This is a genomic window from Micromonospora sp. WMMA1923 (assembly GCF_049179195.1).
Classification (GTDB): Bacteria; Actinomycetota; Actinomycetes; order Mycobacteriales; family Micromonosporaceae; genus Micromonospora; species Micromonospora yangpuensis.
The window spans coordinates 3,460,020-3,486,295 of sequence record NZ_JBMHLZ010000001.1; the positions used below are offsets into that span (position 1 = coordinate 3,460,020).

Below are 26,276 nucleotides of genomic sequence, written 5' to 3' on the forward strand. Positions count from 1 at the left end.
TGCCGGCGCGTCAGGCGGCCAGCGGGTAGTGGCAGGCGACCGGATGGTCCGGCCCCGCCAGGGGTGGCTCCTCGGTGGCGCAGGTGTCGGTGGCCTGCCAGCAGCGGGTGCGGAACCGGCAGCCCGAGGGCGGGTCGACCGGGCTGGGCGGGTCACCGGCGAGCAGGATCCGCTGCCGCTGGGCCCGCCGGCCCGGCTCGGGCACCGGCACCGCCGACAGCAGCGCCTTGGTGTACGGGTGCCGGGGCGTGTCGTACAGCCCGGCCCCGGGACCGCTCTCGACCAGCTTGCCCAGGTACATCACGGCGACCCGGTCGGAGATGTGCCGGATCACCGACAGGTCGTGGGCGATGAAGACGTACGCCACGCCCAGTTCCTTCTGCAGCCGCTCCAGCAGGTTGACCACCTGGGCCTGGACCGAGACGTCCAGCGCGGAGACCGGCTCGTCGCAGACCACCACGTCGGGTTGCAGGGCCAGTGCGCGGGCGATGCCGATGCGCTGGCGCTGGCCGCCGGAGAACTGGTGCGGGTAGCGGTCCAGGTGCAGGCTGGCGTCCAGGCCGACCAGGTCGAGCAGCTCCCTGATCCGGTCCAGCCGGCGGGCCTTGGGCAGCACGTCCGGGTGGATCTCGAAGGGCTGGAGCAGGATCTCCCGGACCGAGCGGCGCGGGTTGAGCGAGGTGTACGGGTCCTGCAGCACGATCTGGATCCGGCGGCGCAGCTCCCGCAGCTCCCGGCCCCGGGCGGTGTGCACCGTCGAGTCGCCGAAGCGCACCGCGCCGGAGGTCGGCTTCTCCAGCCCGACCAGGGTCCGGGCCAGGGTGCTCTTGCCGCAGCCGGACTCGCCGACCACTCCGAGGGTCTCGCCGCGGCGCAGCGTGAAGCTGACCCCGTCGACGGCCTTGACCACCCCGCCGGCGCGCAGCGAGCCGCGTCGCTTCAACGGGAAGTGCTTGACCAGGTCCTCGACCCGCAGCACGACGTCATCGCTGGGTGGCATGCAGCACCTCCGTGCGGTGGTGGCAGGCGCTGGCCCGGCCGGCGGGCAGCGCCTCCAGGGCGGGCAGCGTCGTCCGGCACTCGTCGGTGACCCGGTGACAGCGCAGGTGGAACGGGCAGCCGGACGGCAGCCGGGCCGGGTTCGGCGGTGCGCCCGGGATGGCGTACAGCTGCTCGTCGGTGCGGTCCACCCGGGGCATCGAGGCGAGCAGCCCCTCGGTGTACGGGTGCGCCGGCCCGTCGAAGATCTGCTCGACGGTGCCCCGTTCGACGATCCGGCCGGCGTACATCACCGCCACGTCGTCGGCGACCTCGGCGACCACCCCGAGGTCGTGGGTGATCAGCAGCAGGGCCATCCCGCTGTCCCGCTGGATCTCCGCGATCAGCTCCATCACCTGCGCCTGCACGGTGACGTCCAGCGCGGTGGTGGGCTCGTCGGCGATCAGCACCGCCGGTTCCAGGGCGATGGCCAGGGCGATCATCACCCGCTGGCGCATCCCGCCGGAGAACTGGTGCGGGTAGTCCTTGACCCGGTCGGTGGCGGCCGGGATGCGTACCCGGTCGAGCAGTTCCACCGCGCGGCGGCGGGCGTCGGCGCGGGACAGCCCACGGCGGACCCGCAGCAGCTCGGTGAGCTGGTCACCGACGGTGAAGACCGGGTTGAGCGCGGCCATCGCGTCCTGGAAGACCATCCCGATCTCCTCGCCGCTCACCCGGTCCCGGTCCCGTGGGGACAGGGTGAGCAGCTCCCGTCCGCGCAGGGTGACCGAGCCGGCCACCCTGGCCGGCGGTACGTCGAGGATGCCCATCACCGCCTGGGCGGTGACGCTCTTGCCGGAGCCGGACTCGCCGAGCACGGCCAGGGTCCGGCCGGCGGTCAGGGTCAGCGACACCCCGTTGACCGCGTGCACCGGCCCGCTCCCGCCGGGGAAGGACACCCGCAGGTCGGTGACCTGAAGCAGCGGGTCCATCAGCGGATCCCGGCCTCGTCGAGGAAGTCCCGCACCACCTGCTGGAACCGCTCGGGCTCCTCCAGCTGCGGGCTGTGCCCGGAGTGCTCGAAGACCACCAGCCGGGCGTCCGGCACCAGGTCGGCGATGACCTGGGAGGCCTCCACCGGGGTACGCCAGTCGTGGCGGCCCACGGTGACCAGGGTCGGGCAGGCGATGCCGGGCAGCTTCGGCTTCAGGTCGTAGCCCGGCATGTTCTGCCCGAAGGCCGCGTTGTGGGTCCGGTAGTGGAACCGGGTGGCGGCCAGCCGGGCGGCGTCCTTGGCCGGGTCGTGCTGGTGGTCGTAGAGCGGCAGGATCGCCTGCCAGTAGTCGCGCAGCTGGTCGTTGCTCTCGAACCGGCCGGTGCCGATCCGGTCGACGGCCCACTGCGGGATCACCGTCCGGTCGGTGCTGCGGGCCCGTTCCACGGCGAGGTGGTCGTGGGCGGTGTCGGCGGCGGTGTCCCGCAGGATCAGCGCGCAGACCCGGTCGGGGTGGGCGATCGCGTACTCCAGGGCGATGAACCCGCCGTACGAGCCGCCGGCCATGACGATCTTCTCGTAGCCGAAGTGCTCCCGGATGGCGTCGACGTCGGCGACCCACTGCTCGTGGGTGAAGGGCTCGTCGTCGCTGGACTCCCCGGAGCCCCGGGCGTCGAAGACGATGACCCGCATCCGGTCGGCGAACGGCCCGAAGGAGCGCTTCGGCTCGCTGCGGGAGCCGAGGCCGGGCGCGCCGTGGTGGACGATCATGGCCGGGGCGTCCTCGGGGCCGAACGCCTCGACCACCAGCTCGGCACCGTTGATCTTCATCGGACTCCCTCGATGATGTTGGCTTCCAGGTCGCGGGGGTAGCTGGTCAGCCGGCGCGGGCCGGCGTCGGTGACCAGGACGGTGTCGGAGATCCGGTAGCCGGCGTGGCCGGGCACGTAGACGCCGGGCTCGCTGGAGAGCAGCATCCCGTCGGCCAGCACCGTGTCGTCGCCGTCGGACACCCAGGGCGGCTCGTGGTTCTGCAACCCGATGCCGTGGCCCTGCCGGTGCCGGATGTACTCACCCAGGCCGTGCCCGCGCAGCACGTCCAGGCAGGTCCGGTTCACCTCGGCGCAGGTCCGGCCGACCAGCATCGCCTCGGTGCCTACCTGCTGGGCCTCCCGGTCGGCCTCGTAGTAGCGGCGCTGCTCGGCGGTGGGCTCACCGATCACGAAGGTCCGCTCGCTCTCCACGAACCGGCTGGCCACCGCCGCGCCGAGGGAGAGAATCAGGGTGTCGCCGGGCTGGACCCGACGCCGGGTGGGCAGCCCGTGCGGCAGCGCCGAGTTGGGACCGGCGTAAACCAGGCCACCGGCCAGCTTGGTGGTGTAGACGACCAGGTCGTAGTCGGCGTACATCCGGTCGGTGCCGTACCCGATGACGTGCCGGGCGATCTCGTCCTCGCGCGGCAGCTCCCGGCCGGCGCGCAGCGCCTCGGTGATCAGCTCCCGGCCGGCGGCGAGCATCTCGTCGCAGATCCGGGCCGCCGCCTCGTGCAGCGGGATCTCCTCGGGAAACTTGCGCAGCCGCAGCTGGGCCACCGCGTCGGTGACCACCAGCTCGGTGTTGGGCAGGGCGGCGTCGAGCTTGGCCAGGGTGCCGACGGTGAGCCCGGCACCGAACCCGACCCGCCGGGTACGGCGACCGGAGAGCGCGGCGGCCAGGGTCTGCTCGGCGGTGACCACCCCGGGGAACTCGGGATAGCTGACCGTGTCGATCGTGACGCCCTGCTGGGCGGCGTACTCGACGTCCAGGTGCGGCAGGACCAGCAGCGGGTCGCCCTCGGCCGGCATCCAGAGGTAGACCGGCCGTTCGGTGGCGATGTAGAAGAACCCGCTGAGGAAGGCGACGTCCGCCGGGGAGCTGGCCAGGAAACCGTCCAGCTCACGGTGGTGCAGCGCCTCGGTCAGCCGGGCACGCACGGTCGAGTAGAAACTGTCGGGCAGCCGCACGGGTCAGCCTCCGTTGCGTCGGGGGTCACGGGTGTCGTTGAAGCGCATGCCGGCCACCGTGGCGGAGAGCACCAGGAACAGGATCGCCAGCGACGGGAAGAGCGTCTGCCACCAGGCGATGGCGACCACGCCGCTGCGCTGGGCGTTGAGCAGGATCCGCCCCCAGGACCAGGCGTCCGGGTCGCCGAGGCCGAGGAAGCTCAGCCCGGCCTCGGAGATCACCGCCCGGGAGGCGGTCAGCAGCACGCTGACCACCATCAGCGGGATCACCGCCGGCAGGATCTCCCGGGTCACGATCCGCCAGCCGCTGGCCCCGAGCACCCGGGCCCCGTCGATGTAGGGCATCGCGGTCACCACCAGGCCCTGCGACCTGATCAGCCGGGCCACCTCGGGCCAGGCGAAGACCCCGATGATGATCGTCAGGGTCACCACGCTCGGGCTCACCACCGCCGCCAGCATGATCATCAGCGGCAGGGTGGGCAGCGCCAGCATCACGTCGGTGACCACCGTGCCCACCGCGTCGACCCCCCGCACGTACGCCGAGGCCAGCCCGATCGCGGTACCGAGCAGCAGGGCGATCAGCGAGGCGGCCACCCCGATCACCAGACTGGTCCGGGTGCCCCAGACCACCTGGGCGAAGATGTCCTGCCCGAGGTCGTCGGTGCCGAACCAGTGCCCGCCCGAGGGCGGTTGCAACACCTCGGCGCTGGTCCCGCTGGGCTCGTCGGCGATCAGCGGCGCGAAGACGGCCAGTAGCACCATCACCGCCAGCACCAGCATCGACAGCAGCGCCGACGGCTGGCGCAGCCAGTTCCGCCAGGCCGCCCGGGTGGCCCCGACCTGGGGCTCGGTGGGCGGCACCGTCTGCTCGGTCAGCACCGGAGCGCTCACCGGACTCTCCTTCCGTCGACGACGGCCGTCAGGGCTGGACGGCCGGGGCCCGGTGCGCCGGCCGGCCGGTGCCGGGCCGGGTCCGGCCGCCGGGCCCCGGCCGGGAATCGGAGGATCACAACCGGATCCGGGGGTTGAGTACGGCGTAGAGCAGGTCGGTCAGGGTGTTGGCGACCACCACGGTGACCGCGAGCATGATGAACGCGCCCTGCAGCACCGGATAGTCGCGCTGACCGACCGCCTCGAAGATCAGCCGCCCGACACCGGGGTAGGCGAAGACCGTCTCGGTGAGCACCGCGCCGCCGACCAGGGTGCCCAGTTGCAGGCCCATCAGGGTCAGCGCGGGCAGGATCGCGTTGCGCAGCCCGTGTTTCCACACCCGACGCCGGGTGGAGAGCCCCCGGGCGCGGGCGGCCCGGATGTAGTCCTCGCCGAGGACCTCGATCATGTTGGTCCGCAGGGTCAACGCGTACGGACCGAGCTGCACCAGCACCAGCGAGGCCACCGGCAGCACCAGGTGGTGCGCCAGGCTCAGGTAGGCGCCCAGGCCCCGGGTGTCGGGGTCGATCGCCCCGCCGATCGGGAACCAGCCCGCCTGCGCGCCGAGGTAGACCAGCAGCAGCATCGCCACGCTCGGCACGAACAGGGCGTGCCCGCCGATCCCGGCGGCCTGCAGGATCTTGTCCGGCCAGCGGCCCCGGTGCACCGCCGCGTACACCCCGATCGGGATGCCCACGGCGATGGTCACCAGGAACGCCGTACCGGCCAGCAGCAGGGTCCACGGCAGCCGTTCGACCAGGATGTCGGTGACCGGTTGGATCTGCCGGAACGAGATGCCGAAGTTGCCCTGGGTCAACTCCCGCAGGTACGACACGTACTGCTCCCACAGTGGCCGGTCCAGGCCGTAGGTGCGCAGCAGCGCCTCCTGCATCTCGGGGGTCATGTCCCCCTCGACCATCAGGGTCGTGGGGTCCCCGGGCAGCAGCCGGAGCAGGAAGAACGTCGCGGTGATCGCGATCCAGACGGTCAGGACGGCCTTGACCGCCCGGCTGAGCACGAAGCGTGCCACGGGAACCCCCTCCCTTCTCTACGGTGGGTCGGCTCAGCCGACCGGCTTGACCTGGGCCAGCGAGTACGCGGTGACCATGCCGAGCAGGTCCGACGGCGACGCGACGAAGCCGGTGAACTTGCTGGCGTTGTAGGCGAACTGGAAGTTCTCCACGTACAGCGGGGTCAGGTACGCCTGCTCGTGGACCACCTTGTCGATGTTCTTGATCTTCTCGGCGAAGGCCGCCTGGTCGGTGGTGGCCGCCGCGTCGTTGATCAGCCGGTCCATCTCGTCGGACTTGAGCAGGTTGTAGTTGATGCCACCCGGGTTGCTGGACAGGTAGGTGCTGCGCAGCTGGTCCATCGGGTTGTCGAAGACCCCCCACTGGGAGGCGTCGATGTCGTACTCACCGCTCTTGGTGCGGGCCAGGAAGGTGTTGCGCTCGACGCACTCGTTCTCCAGCTTGATGCCGGCCTTGGCGGCGCTCTCCCGGAACAGCTGCACCACCCGGGTGATGTTGGCGTTGGACTGGTCGCAGGCCACCCCGAAGGAGAGCGCGTCGAAGAACCCGTCGCCGTTGCCGTCGGTGTAGCCGGCCGCGCTGAGCTTGGCCTTCGCGCCCTCCGGGTCGAACGGGTACGGCTGCAGCTCGGTGTTGTCGTAGTCGCCGAAGATCGGCGAGATCGGGCCGGCCATCTGCTGGGCGTCGCCCTGCAGCACCGAGTCGATGATGGCCTTGGTGTCCACCGACATCGACAGCGCCTGCCGGACCTCCTGCTTGGCCAACTCCTTGTTGGTCATGTTGTAGGTCAGGTGGGCGAAGCCCAGCGCGCCGACCTTCTCCAGCTTGATCTTGTCGTCGTTCTCGAAGGTCTTCGCCGCCGACGCCGGCACCGGGTTGCCCATCAGGTCGATGTCACCGTTGCGCAGGGCCAGCATCATCGTGTTGACGTCCGGGTAGACCCGGTACTCGACCTGGCTGATCGCGGGCTTGCCGCCGGGGGCCAGCGGGTAGTTGTCGTTGCGCTTCATCACGTACCGCTGGCCCTTGGTGGAGCTGTCCAGCACGAACGGTCCGGCGCCGACCCAGTCCGAGTCGTTGGCGAACTTCGACAGGTCACCGGCGTTCTCGAAGACGTGCTTCGGGACGATGGACATCCAGAAGCCGACGCCCTCGGCGAACGGCGCGTACGGCTGGGAGAGCTTGAACTTCACCGTGGTGGCGTCCGGGGCCTCGATCGACTCGACCCAGGTCAGCTTGGCGGCCACGTTGCCGAGCTTGTATTCCATGATCTTCTCGGCGCTGAACTTGACGTCCTCGGCGGTCACCGGCTTGCCGTCGGTCCACTGGAAGTCGTCCCGCAGGTTGAACACGGCGGTCTTGCCGTCGTCCTCGTACCCGTAGTCCTTGGCCAGCTCCGGTGCCTTCTGCGCGTTCTCGTCGATGCGCAGCAGGTGCGGGTACATCGCGTTGAGGATCCAGGAGTCGGTCTTGCTCAGCGACTGCAGCGGGTTGAAGTTGGACACGTCGGTGGTGGTGCCGATGCGCAGCACCGTGTCACCGCCCGAGGTGTTCCCACCGGAGTCGTTGCCCTCGTTGAGACCGCAGCCGGACAGCGCCAGCGCGGCGGCCGCGCCGACCGCGACGGCGACCCGCCAACGGCCGGGCCGACGGATGTTGGACATGGTCACCAGACCTCCCGAAGTACGCGAATGATGTTGCCGCCGATGACCTTGGCGATCTCGTCATCGGAGTAGTCGTGCGCTACCAGCCAGCCGACGATGTTGCTGAAGCACTCCGCCGGGTTCTCCATGCCGGAGACGTACGGCACCCGGGGGTGGTCCACCGCGCCGTGGGCCTGCCCGATCGCCAGGTGCTGGGTGAAGCTGTCGTGCAGTCCGACGTGGTCACCGAAGTTGGTGTCCGGGCCGAACGCGACGTGGTCGATGCCGACCAGGTCGACGCAGTAGGTGAAGTGGTCCATCACCGACTCGATCGAGTGGTGCGGGTGCTCGGCCGACAGGGTGGTGTGCGGAGCGGCCTCGATGCCGATCACCCCTCCCCGCTCGGCACAGGCCCGGATCGTCTCGTCGGACTTCATCCGGGGGGTGTTCCAGACGCTGCGGGCCCCGGCGTGGGTGATGAAGACCGGTACCCGGGACGCCTCGATCACGTCCAGGGACGTCTGGTCCCCGGAGTGCGAGACGTCGATGGCGATGCCCAGCTTGTTCATCCGGGTCACCGCCCGGCGGCCGAAGTGGGTGAGCCCACCGTCGGTGACCTCGGAGAGCCCGGAGCCGAGCATGTTGGCCTGGCTGTAGGCGATGCCCATCTGCCGGACGCCGAAGCCGTACAGGATGTCGATCCGGTCCAGCTCGTTCTCGATCATCGTGGCCGCCTCCAGCCCGGCCACCAGGGCGAGCTGGCCGTTGCGCTTGGCGGTGAAGATCTCCTCCAGGGTGGTGGCCACCACCACGTAGTCCTGCTTGGCCACGTCGGCGAAGCGCAGGCCGATGTCGTAGATGACGTCGTCCCACTTCCAGGCGTGCTCGCTGGTGACGCAGCCGGTGCCGTTCATGAAGTTGTCGAAGACCGCGGTCATCCCCGAGCGGGCCAGGCCCTCGAAGCCGAAGGAGTTGCGGCCGGTGCGGTTGTAGTCACGCAGCTGGGTGACGTCGGCCGGCAGGATCTTCGGGTGCTCGTGCAGCGAGATCGCGAACTGCTCGGTGAGCAGCCGGCTGACCCGCTGCCGCTGCGCCTCGGTCAGACCCAGGTCGTGCGCCGGCACCCGGCCCAGCTGCGGGGCCAGGTCGAAGACCTTGTAGTCGACCCGCGGCTCCAGGTAGTCGAACGACCGGTATCCGTCGTATCGGGGGGCTACGTCCTGCACCAACCAGCTCACCTCGGTCCACTCGGAGGCATGAGGATGGAGGTCTGACCTCCTGCCTTCGAGGGGCACGCTATGCGAACGTGAAACCTCTTGGGAAGATCCCGTTATCCGACCGTTACCTCGCCGGGCGAAATTAATCCGCCAGCAACAAACGCCCTGCTCAGCTGCGGCGGACCGCGTCCAACGCGAGCAGCGCCACGTGCAACGACAGGCACACCTGGACCGAGTCGAGGTCCACGTCGAGAATGCGGCTGATCCGGGCCAGCCGCTCGTAGAACGCCGGCCGGGACAGATGCGCCGCGGCGGCCGCCGCCGACTTGTTGCGGCCCTGCTCCAGGTACGCCCGCAGGGTGTCCACCAACTGGTCCCGGGGGTGCCGGGCGTCATGGGCCAGCAGCGCGGCGAGTTCCCGCTCGACGAAGGTCTGCACCCGGGGTTCCTCCCGCAGCAGGTGCAGCAGCCCGGCCAGCCCGATGTGCGGCAACCGGAAGATCGGCAGGTCCCGGCGGTCCCGGCGGGCGGCGTCGGCGACCTGCCGGGCCTCCACCAGCGAGTGCCGCGCCTGCCGCAGACTCGCCACCCCCGCCCCGACGGCCACGATCAGGGCGGCGGAACCGGCCGGCACCGCCACCCGGTCGGCCCTGGGAGCCGCCGGACCAGGCCGCTCGGGGCCGGGAGCCGGCGGGCCCGACCGCTCGGGACCGGGAGCCGCCGGACCAGGCCGCTCGGGACCGGGAGCCGGCGGGGCCGACCGCTCCGACCCCGCAGCCAGCGGGGCACGTTGGCGGGGCAGCGGACCGGCCGGGGGCGGCGGCGCGGGGTCGGGTCGGAGGCGGCGCAGCGCGGCAGCGAACGCGGTGAGCGCCCGCTCCTCGGCCGCCGGGTCGGGCAGCGCCAGCAGCACCCCGACCGCCTGCTCGTCCACCGCGCTGTACAGCCCGACCAGCCTGGTCTCGCGCAACGCCTGCCCGACCGCCTCGGCCAGATCCCGTAACCGGGCCGCCCCGGCATCCGGCCGGGGCCCACCGGTGACGTCAGTGCCGGGCCCGCCCACGACGCCGACGCCGACCGGCCCACCCACGACGCCGGTGCCGCCCGGCCCGCCCACGGCGCCGGTGCCCGGCCAACCGCCGACGCCCGGCCAGCCGATCGCGCCGGCCTCCCGGGGGGCGACACCGTTGCCGGCCCAGGACGCGGCGTCGCCGGTGCCCGCCGGTCCGTCGCCCCGGGGACGGACCACCACGCCCACCAGGTGCCGACGCTCCAGCACCACACCGAGCGCCCGGGCGCGCAGCGCCACCTCGTCCACCGGCAGGGAGTGCTCCAGCAACGCGGTGAGCAGCGTACGGTGGATCTGTCGTTCCAGGCCCTCGGCGTCCCGCTGGATCAGCCGGCCCAACGCCAGGGTGGAGGCGGCCCGCTCGACCAGGATGGTCAACCGGTTCGGCGGCAGCTGGTCGACTCGGCCACCCGCACCACCGGCGGCGATGGTGGTGCCCGCGGCCGGCCAGCGCAGCAGCAGCCGACCCCAGTCCTGCCCCCGAGCGCCGACAATGGTCACCAACCAGCCGTTGTCCGGGTCGTACGCCGTCCGCCCGGCCGGCCGGATCCGCCGCGAGTGCTGCTCCCAACCGGCCAGCAACGGCTCCGCGTCCTCCCCCGCCGGGTCGTACCCGAGCACCTGGCGGGAAAGGTTCTCCAGCACCACCGGGCAGCCGGAGAGCTCGGCGGCCTGCCGGAGCACCTCCCCCGGCCCGGCCCCCTCCACACTCAGCTCGGTGAACCGCTGGTGGATCTCCTCGGTGGCCCGCAGCTCGGTGAGCTGGGCGTCCACGATCAGCGCGTGCACCGCCTCGGTGATCCGCACGAACGGCGTGGCCCGGCGCAACTCGACCAGGGGCAGCCCACGCCGCTGCGCCGCCGCCACCATCGCCCGCGGCGTCCCCTCGACGTACCGCCGGCCGAGCTCCACCACGAGACCGGAGACACCGACGTCGACCAGCGCGTCGACGAAGGCGCGCAGGCCGGCGTCGGCACCGGGCAGCCCGATGCCGGTGGTCAGCACCAGTTCGCCACCGCCGAGCTCGGGGGCGATGTCCGGTACCTCGGTCACGTGCACCCACCGCACCGGGCGGTCCAGCCCGGCCTCCCCGGCGACCAGCCGAGGGGCACCGTGCCGCACCGACGACAGCGCGAGCACCTCACGGACGGTAGGAAACACGGGCGACACGCTACCCTCCGTGATCTGACGTCGGATACCCCCGGCGCTCGCCGTACGCCGCGAGCCCTTGAACACACACTCATGTACGCCGCGAGCTGTAAACCCCGCGCCCGCGTACGCCGCGGGCCGGCACCCGGCTCGCCCTGGTTGCCCCGTCTTCGTAGATTGGTCCCCGTGTCCACGATGATCGAGTCACTGCAACGCGCCGCCCGTCGCCTGCTCGTCGGCGGGCTGGGGCTGGCCGTAGTGGCAATGTTGATCATCTGGAGCTGGCCGGGTGCGGGAACGGTCTTCGAGATCGCCCTGTTCACCGGCACCGGCGTCGGGCTGCCCGGTGCCGCCGGGATCTTCCTGCCCGTCGGCGACTCGACCGCATCGGTACGGGACGTCCATCCCCCGGTCGCCGGTCGGTGGCTGGCCCTGAACAGCCCGGCCAGCCGGGTACCCAGCCACGGCACCCGCAGCTACGGCCAGGCGTACGCGATCGACCTGATCCACGACCCCCTACCCGGCGCACCCTCCACCCGGCCGGTGCCGGGTGAGGGGCCGGGGATGCGGCCGGCCAGCGACTATCCCGGCTTCGGCCAGCCGGTGCTGGCCATGGTGACCGGCACCGTCGTGCGGGTCACCGACGGTGCTCGCGACCACCGCAGCCGTACCCGGGTCTGGTCGTTGCTCTACCTGTACGTCGAGGGCGCGCTGCGCGACATCGCCGGCACCCGTCAGGTGCTCGGCAACCACATCGTCGTCGACGCCGGGGACGGCTGCTTCGCCCTCGTCGCCCACCTGGCCCGGGGCTCCGCGCTGGTGCGCGTCGGCGACCGCGTCGAGGCCGGGCAGCCGGTCGGGCGGTGCGGCAACTCCGGCAACAGCAGCGAACCCCACGTACACGCCCAACTGATGGACCGCGCTGAGGCGACGAGCGCCCGAGGCCTGCCGCTGCGGTTCACCGGCATCCGCATCGACGACGCCCCGCCGGCCGACGGGCTGCCCGCGACCGGCCAGCACCTCACCACCAGTTGAGGCCCCGCCACCTCGCTCGCTTGCGCCACTCGGCACCCGCCATCCGCCCCTCGGCACCCGCCCCTCGGCCACCCGCCACCCGCCACCCGCCACGTGCCACTCGCTCCTCGGCACCCGCCACCGCCGCCTGCCACTCGTCGCGCGCCACGAGCCCGCCGGTGGGTGAGAGGGGTGCCCCGCTATACCGAAAGCGTTAAGAAGGGGCCCTTCCTTACAGGGGGTCGGCGCGGGTTAGCTCCCAGCAGGCGACCGCCGTCGCGGCGGCCACGTTGAGCGAGTCGACGCCGCGGCGCATCGGGATCACCGTCCGGACGTCACTGGCGGCCATCGCCGCCCCGGTCAGTCCGGCCCCCTCCGCCCCGAACAGCAGCGCCGTCCGCTCCCGCTGGTCGGCGGTGAGCCGCTGGATCGGCACCGCGTCGTCGGCCGGGGTCATCGCCAGCACGGTGAAGCCGGCCGCGCGTACCTCGGTCAGCGCCTCCGGCCAGGGCGCCAACCGGGCGTACGGCACCGCGAAGACCTCCCCCATGCTGACCCGTACGCTGCGCCGGTACAGCGGATCGGCGCAGGACGGGGAGAGCAGTACCGCGTCCACGCCCAGCGCCGCCACCGCCCGGAAGATCGCGCCGAGGTTGGTGTGGTTGTTCACGTCTTCGAGGATCACCACCCGGCGGGCGTCGGTGAGCACCTGCGCGACGTCCGGCAGCGGCCGGCGGTGGAACGAGGCCAGCACCCCCCGGTGTACGTGGAAGCCGGTCGCCTGCTGCAGCACGTCCGGGGTGGCCGCGTAGACCGGGGCGTCCCCGGTGTCGAGGTCGGCGAGCTGGTCGGCCCGTTTGGCGTCGACCAGGAACGACCGGGGCGGGTAGCCGGCCCGCAGCGCCCGCCGCAGCACCAGCTCCCCCTCGGCGATGAACAGCCCGTGCGGGGGCTCCCACCGGGTACGCAGCTCGACGTCGGTCAGGGCGCGGTAGTCGGCGATCCGGTCGTCGTCGGGGTCGGTGATCTCGTGGACGGGCACGGCGACGATTCTGCCGGACCCGGCTGCCCTGTCCACGGGGCGGTGGCGGTCGGGGCGGCGATGCGACCGGGGTGGCGATGCGACCGGGGGCGGCCGATGTGCCCGGCGGGTCAGGGGCCGGAATCGGGGTTTCTCCGGCCGTGGGCGGGGAAGGTGCCGGCGACAGGCAGCCGAGGCGGAGGGCGGACACCGTGGGCGCAGCGGACGACGGCGCGGCCGGTGCCGGCCAACCATCCGACGGCGCGGCCGGTGCCGGCCGGCTACCCGACGGTGCGACGGTCGCCGACCACATCGTGGCCCGGCTGGCGCAGTGGGGCGTGCACCGGTACTTCGGCTATCCCGGGGACGGCATCAACGGCATGACCTCGGCGTTGCAGCGGGCCGGCGACCGGGTGGAGTTCGTCCAGGTACGCCACGAGGAGACCGCCGGCTTCGCCGCCAGCGCCCACGTCAAGTACGGCGGCGGCCCGCTCGGCTGCGCCCTGGCCACCAGCGGACCGGGCGCGATCCACCTGCTCAACGGCCTGTACGACGCCAAACTCGACCACCAGCCGGTGGTGGCGCTGGTCGGCAACACCGCGTTGACCGCCGAGGGCGGCGGCTACTACCAGGAGGTCGACCTGCTCGCCCTCTACAAGGACGTGGCCGCGGACTTCCTGGCCCAGCTCGACCACCCCTCACAGGTACGGCACCTGGTGGACCGGGCCTGCCGCACGGCGCTGGCCCGGCGTACCGTGACCGCCCTGGTGCTGCCGTTGGACGTGCAGGACGAACCGGCGGTGCCGGACCCGCCGCACGCGCACGGCTACTACCACACCAGCGCCGTGCCGAGCAGCGCCAGCACCGTGCCACCGGCGGCCGACCTGCGGCGGGCGGCCGAGGTGCTGCGCGGCGGTGAGAAGGTGGCGATGCTGGTCGGCCAGGGTGCCCTCGGCGCCGAGGAGGAGGTACGCGCGATCGCCGACCGGCTCGGCGCCGGGGTGGCCGTGGCGTTGCTCGGTTACGCCGCCGTCGACCACCGCGAACCCTGGGTGACCGGGGCGATCGGGCTGCTCGGCACCCGCCCGAGCTGGCAGCTGATGAAGGAGTGCGACCGGCTGCTGATCGTCGGCAGCAACATGCCCTACTCGGAGTTCTATCCGCCGCAGGGGCAGGCCCGCGCGGTGCAGATCGACGTGGACGGCACCCGGATGGGGCTGCGCTACCCGACCGAGGTCAACCTGACCGGTGACGCCGGGCCGACGCTGCGGGCCCTCCTCGACCAGCTCGGCGACCAGCCGGGGCCGACCCGGTGGCGGGAGACCATCGCCCGCTCCACCTCGGCATGGCGGGCCGCCCAGCGGGACCTGGCCGGGCAGGCCGCCGACCCGGTCAACCCGCAACTGCTCTTCAGCACCCTGAACGACGTACTGCCCGACGACGTGATGCTCGCGGTCGACTGCGGCACCGCCACCGCCTGGTACGCCCGGCACCTCCAGGTCCGCCCGCCGATGCTGGCCAGCCTGTCGGGGACCCTGCTGTCGATGGGCGGCGGGATGCCGTACGCGATCTCGGCGAAGTTCGCCCACCCGGACCGCCCGGTCGTCGCGCTGCTCGGCGACGGCGCGATGCAGATGAACGGGGTCAACGAGCTGATCACGGTGGCGAAGTACTGGCGTCGGTGGTCCGACCCCCGGTTCGTGGTGCTGGTGCTGAACAACCGCGACCTGGCCTTCGTCAGCTGGGAGCAGCGCTCCACCGAGGGCACCCCGAAGTACCCGGCCAGTCAGGACCTGCCCGACGTGGCGTACCACCGGTGGGCGGAGGTGCTGGGGCTGCACGGCGAACTCGTCGACTCCCCCGACCAGGTGGCCGGCCTGTGGCACCGGGTCCTCACCGCCGACCGCCCGGTCGTCATCAACGCCATGGTGGACCCCGCCGAACTGATGCTCCCCCCACACTTCACCCTCGACCAGGCCCGCAAGACCGCCAGGGCGGTCCTGAGCGGCGACGCCGACCGCGCCGGCATCATCCGCCGCGGCATCCCCTCCACCCTCGCCACCTACCGCCCCCGCCGGACGTAAGGAAGGGCCCCCTGTTAACGCTTTCGGTATAGAAGGCTTCCCCTCTCACAGCCGCCCCTCCCGCACCGCCCCCGCAAGCTCCGGCGTTGGGGGCATCGGGCCGGTGGGGGTGGACGGCAGGTCCGGATCGGCAGGCCAGGTGGGGGCGGGCAGCGGCCGGTGTGGGGAGGTCGGCAGGGCCTGCCGTACCGCCGACCCGAGGTGGGCGAGGCAGTCCGTAGCAGCCGCCTCCAGGCTGGGCCACCAGGGCTGACGTAGGTCGACCTCGGCCGCAGGGCCGGTGACGTCGACGCGCCAGCGTACGCCGTGGAGTCGGGTCGGGTCGGCGGCGTCGTGCCGGTGGTCGCAGGCGACGACGGTGACGGCGAGGTCGAGCCCGACGGCGAGGCGGATCAGCTCCACCACCGGGGGTGCCGCCGGTGGCTGGGCCAGCACGAACAGCCGGGCACCGGGGGTGGAGCGGGCGGCCCGGGCCACGTACCGCTGGGCCGGCCCGTCGCCGAACGAACCACCACCCGAACCACCGAACGAACCACCGAACGAAGAACCACCCGAACCACCACCCGAAGCGTCGCCTGCGTCGGTGACCGTGCCGTCGAGCAGGTGCTGGTCGAGGGGGTATCCGCCAGGTTGGTCGAGGCGGGTCAGGTGCTCGGGGCGTACGCCGAGAAGGTCGGCGAGGCCGGCGACGCGGTAGTGCGGAGGGAGTTGGACGATCGGCGTACCGTCGGGGTTGCTGCCGACCTTCGACATCTACGGCCTCTGGTCGTTCTCGTGGCGTGACCCCGACCTGTGGCAGTCATGCGGTCCGGTACCCGCGTCGGCACCCGTCCCGAGCCTCACACAGCTGCCAGTTGTGACGCCTCCCTAGCACCAGGGGGACACCTCTGTCACAGATTTTCCACAGAATCCAGGATGTTGTCCCCACCCACCCGCCCGAGCTCACTACAACCAGGAATGTGCAGCCTGGATGCCGGCCTCAGGGGCCTCCCCGGCCCTGCGGTCGGCCGCCCGGGAACTGCGGGCCGAAAGCCCCCTGGCCGCCGTACGGCAGGGTCGCCGAAGCTGCCAAGCTCTGCGTCCCGCTCGGTCCCGGTGCCGTCCGGGCCAACTCACGCTCGTAGGCCTGGCTGAAGGCAGCGAATCTCACCTTGTTCATCCCGGAGGCAAGATACTTCTGCTGCTCCGGGTTCTCATAGAAAACCTGGAACTGCGCGTCACCCAGCGCAGCGGTACCGCCATGACGGATTCTTTTGCGCGCGCCACGAGAGGTATGTGGATGTTCTTGAATGTCTTTCCTGAGGACCTCAGCCGCTTTCCGGTCCTGGTAAACCCACGTCCGGCTGGGGAAGTAGGAGCCAGCAGACTTCTCGTTCAGCGCACGATACAACTCGGGGCATACTTCGATCACGCGGGCCGGGACGCCGTCCTTCGCCCACCTCAACACGCTCTCCCGAGCACCTTGCGGCACCGCGTGCGAGTTAAGAATCGATCGGGCATCGGTAATCTGTGCGGCCACAAACTTGATCTCATCGTCTCTGAGCAATTTCAGGATCTCAAGAAACGGACCCCGGTCAACCCATCCCTTTTCATCGAGCGCGGCGACGAAGGCTGGATCGTCGACGCCCCGTGCCAGTGACAACAGATCGCCGGTGGTCGAGCCGCCCGGATGTGTTCCGGATAAGCCCGGTCTGAGCTGCGCCGAGGTCGCGACGGAGAGGTCGCCGTAGCCGGCCGGGGTGGCGGGCCAACTGGGCCGCACATCCGGGAGAGCACTCCCAAACAACACCTCGCGCTGCTGCGGGGTCAACGCGGCCAGGCTCGCTTCGAGGTAGTCGTCGGGGAGTGGCACGTCCGACAGCGACAGATCGCCGGTGTTCCAGGAATTGCTCACGCCGTCCTCCGGGAGGGTTGATTGCGCCCTCTCTGACGATCGGCGGCCCGGTTCGGTTCACTCCGTCCCAGGATTCGGTCAGCCCCGACGGCCCTGGAGCCAGCGCAGGATGTCGGCGGGCTCGGGGCGCTGCGGTTCGACGGTGGGGGCCGGCGGCGGTGGCGGGGCCGGGCGGGTCGGGTTGCCGACCAGGTCCCGGCTCGGGGCGGTGAACTGCCGGACCTCCCGGCCGTCCACGGCGGTGGAGATGACCTCGGCGACACCGGTGATCACCCGGGCCTGCACGGCCGCGCCTACGTAGTCGCCCGGGTCGTCCGGGTTGGCGGCGATGCCGGCCACGGCGACCTGCGGGGTGAAGCCGACGAAGCTCTCCGTGGCGGCCTGCTCGGAGCTGCCGGTCTTGCCGGCGACCGGGCGGCCGTCGAGGATCCGGTTCACCGCAGTGGCCGTACCGCCGTTGCACTGGCCGAAGGCGGACTGCTGGCCGACCGGGCAGCGGGCCGCGTCGGTGGCGGCGCGGGCCACGTCGGCGTCGAGCACCCGCCGGCAGGACGGGTCGCCGACCGGCACCCGGGTGCCGTCGGGCGCGGTCACCGACTCCACCGGCGTGGGCGCGCAGTACGTCCCCTCGGCGGCCACGGTGGCGTACGCGTTGGCCAGGTCCAGCGGGGTGGTGGCGGCCACGCCGAGGGTGAAGGAGCCCCAGTCCGCGGCGTTGTTCTCGGCGAAGTTCGCGTCGGCGGTGGAGCGGAAGGTGATGCCGAGGCGCTGGGCCATCTCCACCACCTTGTCCTGGCCCACCTGCTCGGCCAGCCAGACGAAGTAGGTGTTGACCGAGCGGCCGAAGCCGTCCCACATCATCCGGTACCCGTCCATCCAGGACGGATTGGAGTTCGCCGGACACCAGCGGCCGTCGCAGACGGCGTCACCGGAGTCGGCCGGGTAGCGGGTCGGCAGCCGGCTGGGCGCGTCGAAGCCGGTGGACAGGGTACGGCCGTTCTCCAACGCGGCGAGCATGGTGAAGAGCTTGAACGTCGAGCCGGCCTGGTAGCCCTCGACCCCACCGCCCCCGGCGACGAGCTGGTTGACCGTGTTCGGGTGGTTGTCCTGCCCGTCGGGGTTGGCGGCGACGCTGTAGTGCCGGTTCACCGCCATGGCGAGCACCTTGCCGGTGCCCGGCTCGACCGCCGCGATCGGCAGCGCCCGCTTGTTGTCGTAGTCGTACACGTCGGTGGCCTGACGTTGCGCGGTGGCCTGGATCTCCGGGTCGAGGGTGGTGACGACCCGGTACCCGCCGCGGCGCAGGGCCTGCTCACGCTCCTCGACGGTGTCGCCGAAGGCCGGCTGGGTCAGCCACCAGCCGCGCAGGTAGTCGCAGAAGAAGCCGTACCCGGTGTCGCTGCCGTCGGGGGCGGCGGTGCAGCCGTTGGCCTGGGCGGTCGGCTTCAGCGTCAACTCCTCGGCCTTGGCCTGCTCGGCCTGGGCCGGGGTGAGGTCACCGGTGGCGACCATCGAGTCCAGCACGTAGGCGCGCCGGGTGAGCGCCGCCTCGGTGTCGCCGTCGATCGGGCTGTACTCGTCCGGGGACTGCACCAGACCGGCCAGCAACGCCGACTCGGCAAGCGTCAGCTCCGCCGGGGACTTGGCGAAGTAGCGCTGGCTGGCCGCCGCGATGCCGTACGCGCCGGAGCCGAAGTACGCGATGTTCAGGTACCCGTTCAGGATCTCGTCCTTGCCGAGGCGCTGCTCCAGCGCGGAGGCGTACCGGATCTCCTGGAGCTTGCGCCCGACGGTCTGGTCGGTGGCCGCCTGGCGCTCCTCGGCGGTGAGGTTGGGGTCGTTCTTGAGCACGTTGCGGACGTACTGCATGGTCAGCGTGGAGCCGCCCTGGGTGCCGCCGTCGGTGACGTTGGCGACCAGGGCGCGGGCCAGGCCGCGCAGGTCGACGCCGCCGTGGTCGTAGAAGCGCCGGTCCTCGGCCGCCACGATCGCCTGCCGCATCACCGGCGCGATCTCGGCAAGCGGCACGTCGCTGCGGTTGACGTCGTAGAACGTGGTGATCAGGGTCTCGCCGTCGTTGGCGTACAGGTACGAGCGCTGCGGCGTGGCCGGGGTGCGCAGCGAGTCGGGCAGGTCCGCGTACGCCCCGACCGCCGACTTGGCGGCGATCCCGAGCAGCAGGTTGCCCGGCAGCGCGGCGACGGCGACGACCAGGCCGACGAGCACACCGGTGAGCAGCACGGTGACCAGCCGCGACAGCGTGGTCCGGGATGACGGCATGTCAGCAAGCATCGCCGCGAAAGCCGCGATCCGACCACCCTCGGCGGGCACCTGTCGCCCACCTCACCCTCGGACCGGAGATCCGGGTCACATCCGGACAGGTTCTCCGCTCAACGGGTAGGTGGGCTGCTGGGCAGGCTGGCCGCTCAAGGGGTAGGTGGGCTGCTGGGCAGGCTGACCGCTTACGGGGTCGGCGGGCTGCTGGGCAGGCTGGCCGCGGCGGCGTCGCGGGCGATGGCGGCCGGGACCAGCCGGCCGGAACGGTAGCCGATGCCGATCCCGGCGATCAGCACGAAGATCGCGCCGAAGGTCTGCAGCGAGCCGATCAGCGCGCCACCGAGGCCGAGCAGTGGGGCGGCGATCATCAGCATCCCGCCGTCGCCGTAGCTGAAGGTGCCGGAGCGGGCCACCGCCCAGCCGGTGAGGAACCAGCCCACGCTGTAGCAGGTGGCGCCGACCAGGACCAGCGCCCGCGCGGTGGTGCCGAAGACCGGGGTCTGCTCGGCGAGCCCGGCGAACGGCAGCATGAGCACCGTGCCGGCGATGCTGACCAGCAGCCCGGCGGCGGCGGTGCGGCGGCTGCGGGTGGCGGCCAGCAGGCCGGTCAGCGCCAGCAGGGCGAGCAGTCCCAGCCAGATCGCGGCCACCCAGCCGACCAGGTACACCGCCCGGCCGTCGGCGGGGTACGGGTCGTTGCCCACCCCGCCGTCGCTGGCCATCGCCACGATGCCGTAGAGGACGGCGTACGCCGGCAGCAGCCAGACCGCCGCGCGGGCGAAGCGCCGCACCGACCAGGCCCAGGTGGCGTTGGTCGCCGGTCCGGCCGGCGTCGGGTCGACGAGGAAGGGCAACACCCCGAACCCCCCGCCGGTACGCCGGGTGCCCAGCGGCCCGGCGGGATCGTGCGCGCCGGGCACCGCGGCCGAGGAGCGCACCCTGTTCGCCGGATCCTTCATGCGTCACCTCGCTCCACCAGGAGCGGTACGCCGAAACGCATCCGGCGCCCCGGCTCCCGCTCACGACCCGTCCTCGGACCGATCGTGGCAGGCGCCGGAACGCCGCATGAGTGTTTCTCGCATTTCTCCCGGGGTCGGCCGGGACGTGCCCGACCCCGGTGTCACCCAGGAGTCAGCCCAGGGTGCGGTGTCTCGCGGGGTCGTCGACGAGGCTGTCCGGGGCGACCGGCTCCGGCGCGGGCAGCCCCTTCGGGGCGTTGTTGCCGGTGGCCTGCGCCTCGGCGACGCGTACCTCGTCGTGGATCTCCTGGGCCGCCGCGGCGGCGGCCTGGGCGGCCTCGGCGGCCTCCCGCTCGACCTCGCTCGCGGTCTGCGAGGCCTCCTGGGTCGGGACGTCGCCGACCATCTGGCTGAGCCCGCCCAGCGCGCCGCCCATGCCCTCCAGGGCCCGGGTCAGCTCGGTCGGGATGATCCACACCTTGTTGGCGGTGCCGTTGGCGATCTGCGGCAGGGCCTGGAGGTACTGGTAGGCAAGCACCTTCTGGCTCGGGTTGGCCTTGTGGATCGCGTCGAAGACGGTACGCACCGCCTTGGCCTGCCCCTCGGCCTGCAGGATGCGGGCCTGCCGGTCACCGTCGGCGCGCAGCACCGCGGCCTGCTTCTCACCCTCGGCGGAGAGGATCTGCGACTGCTTGTGCCCCTCGGCGTTCAGGATCGCCGCCCGGCGGTCCCGCTCGGCGCGCATCTGCTTCTCCATCGAGTCGCGGATGCTCGGCGGCGGCTCGATCGCCTTGATCTCGACCCGGGTCACCTTGATGCCCCAGCGGCCGGTGGTCTCGTCCAGCACCCCGGAGAGGTGCCGGTTGATCTCCTCGCGGCTGGTGAGCGCGCGCTCCAGGTCCAGCGAGCCGATCACGTTACGCAGCGTGGTGACGGTGAGCTGCTCGATCGCCTGGAGGAAGTTGGAGATCTCGTAGGTGGCCCGAACCGAGTCGACCACCTTGAAGTAGAGGACGGTGTCGATCGACACGACCAGGTTGTCAGAGGTGATCACCGGCTGCGGCGGGAAGCTGACCACCTGCTCGCGCATGTCGACCTTGGTCCGCACCGCGTCGACGAACGGGACCAGCACGTTGAGACCCGGGTTCAGGGTGCGCTTGTAGCGGCCCAGCCGCTCGACCACGTCCTGACGTTGCTGCGGCACGATCCGCACCGACTTGGCAAGGGTGATCACCCCGATCAGGGCGAAGGCGATCAGCAACATCGGCAGAATAAATTCCATCTATTCACCTTTCTTCTCAGGTAGCTCATCGGTCTTTCCAGGCAGCTCACCGGTCTTGTCACGTAACTCGCCGGTCTTGTCAGGCAGCTCACCGGGCGACAGGATGTCGTCCCGCCAGACCAGGGCGGTCGCGCCCCGGACCTGGATCACCTGCACCCGCTCACCGGGTGCGAAGACCTGGCTGGCGTCGTAGGAACGGGCGCTCCACAACTCGCCGTCAATTTTGATCATGCCGTGGTCGACGTCGACCTGCTCCAGCACCAGCGCGGGCGAGCCCTCGATGGCCTCGATGCCGAACGGCTGCTCGCCGCTCTCCCGCGCGGAGAGCCGGTGACGTTGGATCGTCGGACGGGCCAGCAGAGTGGTCAGCGCGGAGACCACCGCGAAGACCACCGCCTGCACCTCCACCGGGGCGCCGAGCGCCGCCGCTCCCGCGGCGGCGAACGCGCCGACCGCGAACATGATCAGGAACAGCGTCGCCGTGAAGATCTCGGCGACCGCCAGCACCACTCCCAGTACGATCCACAGCACGGCGTCCACCCCTCGATCGTGACACGTCCGCGCACCTGCTGCCGACTTCCATGATCATTTCGATGAATTTGTCATGATCAGCCTGTGCCGGTCCCGCCGGAATGCCGGTCGGCACTCCCGGTCCGCCGCCGGCCAGGGCCGGCCGAGACGCCCGGTCCGCCGCCGGCCAAGGGCGGGCGGTCTCGTGCGGTCCGCCGCCGGCCAAGGGCGGGCATCCTCGTCCGGTCCGCCGCCGGTCAAGGGCGGGCGGTCTTGTCCGGTCCGCCGTCGGCCAAGGGCGGGCATCCTCGTCCGGTCCGCCGCCGGCTAGGGACCGGTGGTGGGCTCGGTCACGAAGTCGATGAGGCGTTCCATCGCGTTGATCAGCGGGGTCTCCACGTCGGCGAAGCTGTCCACCCGGGACAGGATGCGCCGCCACATGTCGGCCGACTCAGCCACCCCGAGGGCCGCACAGACACCCTCCTTCCACGGCCGCCCCGGTGGCACCACCGGCCACGCCCGGATGCCCAGCGCCGCGGGCTTCACCGCCTGCCACACGTCGACGTACGGATGGCCGGTGACCAGCACGTACGGCGAGTTCACCCGGGCCACGATCCGGCTCTCCTTGCTGCCGGGGACCAGGTGGTCGACCAGCACCCCCAGCCGCCGGCCCGCGCCCGGGGCGAAGTCGCGCACCAGCGCGTCGAGGTCGTCGATGCCGTCCAGGGGCTCCACCACCACCCCCTCGACCCGCAGATCGTCACCCCAGATCCGCTCCACCAGGGCGGCGTCGTGGATGCCCTCCACCCAGATCCGGCTGGCCTTGGCCACCTGGGCCCGGACGTCGTCGACCGCTACCGAACCGGAAGCGGTCCGGCGGCGGGCCGCCGGCACCGGCGCGCGCACCGGCCGGCGCAGCGTCACCGGCTGGCCGTCGAGCAGGAACGCCGCCGGCAGCAACGGGAAGTTGCGCCGCCGGCCGTGCCGATCCTCCAGCACCACCGCCCCGGACTCGAAACCGACCACCGCACCGCAGAAGCCGGAGTCGGCGTCCTCGACCACGAGATCGTTCTCGGCGGCCACCTCGGGGATGCTGCGCCGCCGTCGCCAGTCCCCGGACAGCACGTCCTCGCCGTATCGCCCCGCCATGTCGATCACGGTATCCCGGCCGCCAGCGGCGTCAGCCCCGACGCGCCGCCCAGCCCACCCCAGGGGTGAAAGGAAGGGCCCCTTCCTATCGCTTTCTGGATAGGAAGGGGCCCTTCCTTTCACTCGGGCAGAGCCCTACAAAGGGTGCAGGAAAGGGCATCACACGCATCGACGACCGAGCGTGGACGGGCGGGTCGGCAGTCGAGACACGGGCGGCGCTCACCACGTACTCTTCTCTGCATGTCCTCCCCAGCAACGGGCGCAGACACCCTTGCTCCGCGCCGGTCGAGCCGGTTCGTTGCCTGGGTCCGCGCGTGGCGGGCCGGTCTGGTGCCCTACGACGACGTCGCCGAGGAGATCGCCGGAGGTGAGGAGCACCTGGTCGCCGACGCCCCCGGCACCTGGACCGACGTCCCGCTCTCCGCCGCCCTGCCCACCCTGGCCAAGCTCTCCCCGGACGAGATCCGGCTGGTGCTGCCGGCCCCCGGCGACCCGCGCGGGCTGCCCGGCCCGGGTGACTTCACCGGTGCCGCCCTGCTCGCCGGTGAGGCCGTCGTCGCCGGTGAGCTGGGACTGATCCCCCAGGTCCGCACGCACACGTCCGGGTCGGGGATGACCTTCGAGACCGTACTGTGGCGGGTCTGGCCGTTGCCGGCCACCGCGTCCGCCGCCGCGCTGAGCGCACCCTGCGCGGCCGAGGCGGAGGCCGAACTGGCCGCCGCGCTGGCCGAGACGACCGCCGCGCTGACCCGGCTCGACGTCGCCCAGTGGCGGCCCGAACTGGCCGGGGCGCTGGCCGCGCTGCGCCGCCCCGACGGCACCACCGACCTGCCGCCGGGCTTCGACCCCCGCGCCCGCCGCCTCTTCGCCCGCGCCGCCGTGCTGGACCGGGTACTGGCCCTGGCCGGGCACGCCGCCCCCGGCGGCGCGGTCAACAACTACGAGGCCCAGCAACGCGACGCCGCCCTACGACCGTTGACCGCCGCCTGCCGGCAGGCCCTGGTCGCCGCCTGCAACGCCCCCCTGCGCCTCTGACCGGCAGCGTCGCGCGGCGGGGCGGTCAGATCTCGTCGATCAGGTCGGCCACCGAGTTGACGATCCGCGACGGCCGGTACGGGTAGCGCTCCGCCTCCGCCCGGGTGCTGATCCCGGTCAGCACCAGGATCGTCTCCAACCCGGCCTCCAGACCACAGAGGACGTCGGTGTCCATCCGGTCGCCGATCATCGCCGTCGTCTCCGAGTGCGCGTCGATGGTGTTCAACGCCGAACGCATCATCATCGGGTTGGGCTTGCCCACGAAGTACGGCTCCACCCCGGTCGCCTTGGAGATCATCGCGGCCACCGAGCCGGCGGCCGGCAACGCCCCCTCCACCGACGGACCGGTCACGTCCGGGTTGGTGCAGATGAACCGGGCCCCGTTGTTGATCAGACGGATCGCCTTGGTGATCGCCTCGAAGCTGTAGGTGCGGGTCTCCCCCAGCACCACGTAGTCGGGAGCGAAGTCGGTCAACACGTAGCCGACCGCGTGCAGGGCCGTGGTCAGCCCGGCCTCCCCGATCACGTACGCGGTGCCGCCGGGCCGCTGGTCACCGAGGAACTGGGCGGTGGCCAACGCCGAGGACCAGATCGCCTGCTCCGGTACCTCGAACCCCATCCGGGTCAATCGGGCCCGCAGGTCCCGCGGGGTGTAGATGGAGTTGTTGGTAAGCACCAGGAACGGCTTGCCCGACGCGCGTAGCCGGTTGACGAACTCCGGGGCACCGGGCACCGGCTGCCCCTCGTGCACCAGCACCCCGTCCATGTCGGTCAGCCAGCTCTGCACCGGCTTGCGCTCGTTCATCGTCTCGTCCCAGGGCAGTCGGAGTGGCTCACGGGCGGCCGGCCGACACGCAACACACCGTCGGGCAGGTGTCCCACATCGGCAGCTCACCGAGGCGGCGGCGCAGCCCCACGCCGTCCGGGTCGGTCCGCTCGGCGACCAGCTCACGCACCATGGTCACGAAGCGGGGGTCGACCCCCGGGGTGCCCGCCCGGACCAGGTCCAGCCCGAGCTGCTTGGCCGTCTCCCGCGCCTCGGTGTCCAGGTCCCACACCACCTCCAGGTGGTCGGAGACGAAGCCGATCGGGCTGACCACCACCGAGGTGGTGCCCGCCTCGGCCAGCGTACCGAGGTGGTCGTTGACGTCCGGCTCCAGCCACGGTACGTGCGGCGGGCCGGAGCGGCTCTGCCACACCAGGTCGTACGGCAGGTCCGGGGCGGCAGTGGCGGCCACCAGCCGGGCGGTCTCGGCCAACTGTGCCTCGTACCGGCCGCCGTGCGGGCCGGCGTTGGCCGCCATCGAGCTGGGGATCGAGTGGGCGGTGAAGACCAGCCGGGTGGTGTCCCGGCGGGCCGGGTCGAGCTGGGCCAACGCCGACCGGACCGCGTCGGCGTGCGGCTCGACGAACCCGGGATGGTCCCAGAACTGGCGCAACTTGGAGATCACCGGGGCGTCCGGGCCGACCGCCGAGCGGGCCGCCACGATGTCCTCCTGGTACTGCCGGCAGGAGGAGTACCCACCGTAGGCGCTGGTGACGAAGGCGAGCGCCTGGCGCACCCCGTCGTCACGCATCTGCGCCACCGTGTCGGCCAGCATCGGATGCCAGTTCCGGTTGCCCCAGTAGACCGGCAGGTCGACGCCGTGCGCGGCGAAATCGGCCCGGACCGCGGCGAGCAGGTCCCGGCACTGCTGGTTGATCGGGGACACCCCACCGAAGTGCTGGTAGTGCTCGGCCACCTCGGCGAGCCGCTCCGGGGGGACCCCGCGCCCCCGGGTGACGTTCTGCAGGAACGGCAGCACGTCCTCGGGCCGCTCCGGACCACCGAAGGACAGCAGCACCACCGCGTCGTATCCCATGGTGACCATTCTTCCCCGCCCCCCACACCACCCCACCCCCGGGGGTGAAGGAAGGGCCCCTTGTTAACGCCTGCGGTAGAGAAGGGCACCCCTCTCACCGCCGGGCCGGGAAGCTGCGCCGGACCAACGCGGAGTGTGAGAGGGGTGCCCCGCTATACGGAATGCGTTAACAAGG

The 26,276-nt window shown here is 71.8% G+C and carries 21 protein-coding genes and 1 pseudogene; 3 read left to right on the top strand and 19 right to left on the bottom strand.

The features are described 5' to 3' along the window. Positions 1-10: 10 nt before the first annotated feature. The 9 genes from ACN28G_RS15515 to ACN28G_RS15555 all read right to left on the bottom strand — a co-directional run bounded on the left by ACN28G_RS15515 (position 11) and on the right by ACN28G_RS15555 (position 11,035). Positions 11-1,000, bottom strand: coding sequence for an ABC transporter ATP-binding protein (locus ACN28G_RS15515; RefSeq protein WP_091440338.1), 990 nt, complete (start codon positions 998-1,000; stop codon positions 11-13). After that, entirely contained in the window at positions 984-1,970 is a 987-nt protein-coding gene (locus ACN28G_RS15520; RefSeq protein WP_091440340.1) for an ABC transporter ATP-binding protein, read from the bottom strand. Before ACN28G_RS15520 ends, ACN28G_RS15515 begins: the two co-directional genes overlap by 17 nt. Beyond that, positions 1,970-2,803: an alpha/beta fold hydrolase gene (locus ACN28G_RS15525; protein WP_421479509.1), complete on the bottom strand. Its 834-nt coding sequence runs from the start codon at positions 2,801-2,803 to the stop codon at positions 1,970-1,972. Before ACN28G_RS15525 ends, ACN28G_RS15520 begins: the two co-directional genes overlap by 1 nt. After that, a complete protein-coding gene (locus ACN28G_RS15530) occupies positions 2,800-3,975 on the bottom strand; it encodes a M24 family metallopeptidase (protein ID WP_091440346.1) in 1,176 nt (391 codons plus the stop codon). Before ACN28G_RS15530 ends, ACN28G_RS15525 begins: the two co-directional genes overlap by 4 nt. A gap of 3 nt (positions 3,976-3,978) precedes the next feature. Further along, on the bottom strand, positions 3,979-4,866 hold the full coding sequence (locus ACN28G_RS15535) for an ABC transporter permease (protein WP_229688194.1): 888 nt from the start codon (positions 4,864-4,866) through the stop codon (positions 3,979-3,981). Between the two features lie 115 nt (positions 4,867-4,981). Further along, entirely contained in the window at positions 4,982-5,935 is a 954-nt protein-coding gene (locus tag ACN28G_RS15540; protein ID WP_091440350.1) for an ABC transporter permease, read from the bottom strand. A 33-nt stretch (positions 5,936-5,968) separates the two neighbouring features. Then, on the bottom strand, positions 5,969-7,600 hold the full coding sequence (locus ACN28G_RS15545) for an ABC transporter substrate-binding protein (RefSeq protein WP_091440353.1): 1,632 nt from the start codon (positions 7,598-7,600) through the stop codon (positions 5,969-5,971). 2 nt (positions 7,601-7,602) lie between these two features. Next, complete coding sequence (locus ACN28G_RS15550; RefSeq protein ID WP_091446681.1) at positions 7,603-8,805, bottom strand: dipeptidase; 1,203 nt, start codon at positions 8,803-8,805, stop codon at positions 7,603-7,605. Positions 8,806-8,965: 160 nt separating this feature from the next. After that, positions 8,966-11,035 carry a PucR family transcriptional regulator gene (locus ACN28G_RS15555; RefSeq protein ID WP_373868311.1) on the bottom strand — a complete coding sequence of 690 codons (2,070 nt, stop codon included), beginning with the start codon at positions 11,033-11,035 and terminating at the stop codon, positions 8,966-8,968. Positions 11,036-11,209: 174 nt separating this feature from the next. Here ACN28G_RS15555 and ACN28G_RS15560 point away from each other — a divergent pair, with 174 nt between their 5' ends. After that, positions 11,210-12,049, top strand: a complete 840-nt coding sequence (locus ACN28G_RS15560; protein WP_421480919.1) for a M23 family metallopeptidase — start codon at positions 11,210-11,212, stop codon at positions 12,047-12,049. Between the two features lie 211 nt (positions 12,050-12,260). Here the strand turns inward: ACN28G_RS15560 and ACN28G_RS15565 are convergent, their stop codons facing one another. After that, on the bottom strand, positions 12,261-13,070 hold the full coding sequence (locus ACN28G_RS15565) for a TrmH family RNA methyltransferase (protein ID WP_421479510.1): 810 nt from the start codon (positions 13,068-13,070) through the stop codon (positions 12,261-12,263). Between the two features lie 191 nt (positions 13,071-13,261). Between ACN28G_RS15565 and ACN28G_RS15570 the strand changes: the two genes are divergently transcribed. Then, positions 13,262-15,133: a thiamine pyrophosphate-requiring protein gene (locus tag ACN28G_RS15570; protein ID WP_421479511.1), complete on the top strand. Its 1,872-nt coding sequence runs from the start codon at positions 13,262-13,264 to the stop codon at positions 15,131-15,133. 45 nt (positions 15,134-15,178) lie between these two features. On the opposite strand, the gene ACN28G_RS15575 is transcribed toward ACN28G_RS15570, so the two are convergent. The 7 genes and pseudogenes from ACN28G_RS15575 to ACN28G_RS15605 all read right to left on the bottom strand — a co-directional run bounded on the left by ACN28G_RS15575 (position 15,179) and on the right by ACN28G_RS15605 (position 23,204). After that, entirely contained in the window at positions 15,179-15,886 is a 708-nt protein-coding gene (locus ACN28G_RS15575; RefSeq protein ID WP_091440363.1) for a hypothetical protein, read from the bottom strand. 226 nt (positions 15,887-16,112) lie between these two features. Further along, positions 16,113-17,027, bottom strand: a complete 915-nt coding sequence (locus tag ACN28G_RS15580; RefSeq protein WP_091440366.1) for a hypothetical protein — start codon at positions 17,025-17,027, stop codon at positions 16,113-16,115. 78 nt (positions 17,028-17,105) lie between these two features. Further along, positions 17,106-19,307 carry a transglycosylase domain-containing protein gene (locus ACN28G_RS15585; RefSeq protein WP_421479512.1) on the bottom strand — a complete coding sequence of 734 codons (2,202 nt, stop codon included), beginning with the start codon at positions 19,305-19,307 and terminating at the stop codon, positions 17,106-17,108. A 182-nt stretch (positions 19,308-19,489) separates the two neighbouring features. Beyond that, the gene (locus ACN28G_RS15590) at positions 19,490-20,263 is read right to left on the bottom strand and encodes a hypothetical protein (protein ID WP_421479513.1); all 774 of its coding nucleotides are present in this window, start codon (positions 20,261-20,263) and stop codon (positions 19,490-19,492) included. Between the two features lie 172 nt (positions 20,264-20,435). Continuing rightward, on the bottom strand, positions 20,436-21,545 hold the full coding sequence (locus ACN28G_RS15595) for an SPFH domain-containing protein (protein ID WP_091440374.1): 1,110 nt from the start codon (positions 21,543-21,545) through the stop codon (positions 20,436-20,438). A 78-nt stretch (positions 21,546-21,623) separates the two neighbouring features. Further along, a pseudogene (locus tag ACN28G_RS15600) lies at positions 21,624-22,085 on the bottom strand (NfeD family protein); the annotation flags it as partial. 297 nt (positions 22,086-22,382) lie between these two features. Then, positions 22,383-23,204 carry a DUF3097 domain-containing protein gene (locus ACN28G_RS15605; RefSeq protein ID WP_091446682.1) on the bottom strand — a complete coding sequence of 274 codons (822 nt, stop codon included), beginning with the start codon at positions 23,202-23,204 and terminating at the stop codon, positions 22,383-22,385. 240 nt (positions 23,205-23,444) lie between these two features. Here ACN28G_RS15605 and ACN28G_RS15610 point away from each other — a divergent pair, with 240 nt between their 5' ends. Further along, entirely contained in the window at positions 23,445-24,239 is a 795-nt protein-coding gene (locus tag ACN28G_RS15610; RefSeq protein WP_091440380.1) for a hypothetical protein, read from the top strand. 25 nt (positions 24,240-24,264) lie between these two features. On the opposite strand, the gene ACN28G_RS15615 is transcribed toward ACN28G_RS15610, so the two are convergent. After that, positions 24,265-25,044 (bottom strand): HAD-IIA family hydrolase, encoded by a 780-nt coding sequence (locus ACN28G_RS15615; RefSeq protein WP_421479514.1) that lies wholly within the window; start codon positions 25,042-25,044, stop codon positions 24,265-24,267. Between the two features lie 28 nt (positions 25,045-25,072). Then, positions 25,073-26,101, bottom strand: coding sequence for a ferrochelatase (locus tag ACN28G_RS15620; RefSeq protein ID WP_091446684.1), 1,029 nt, complete (start codon positions 26,099-26,101; stop codon positions 25,073-25,075). Positions 26,102-26,276 lie beyond the last annotated feature (175 nt).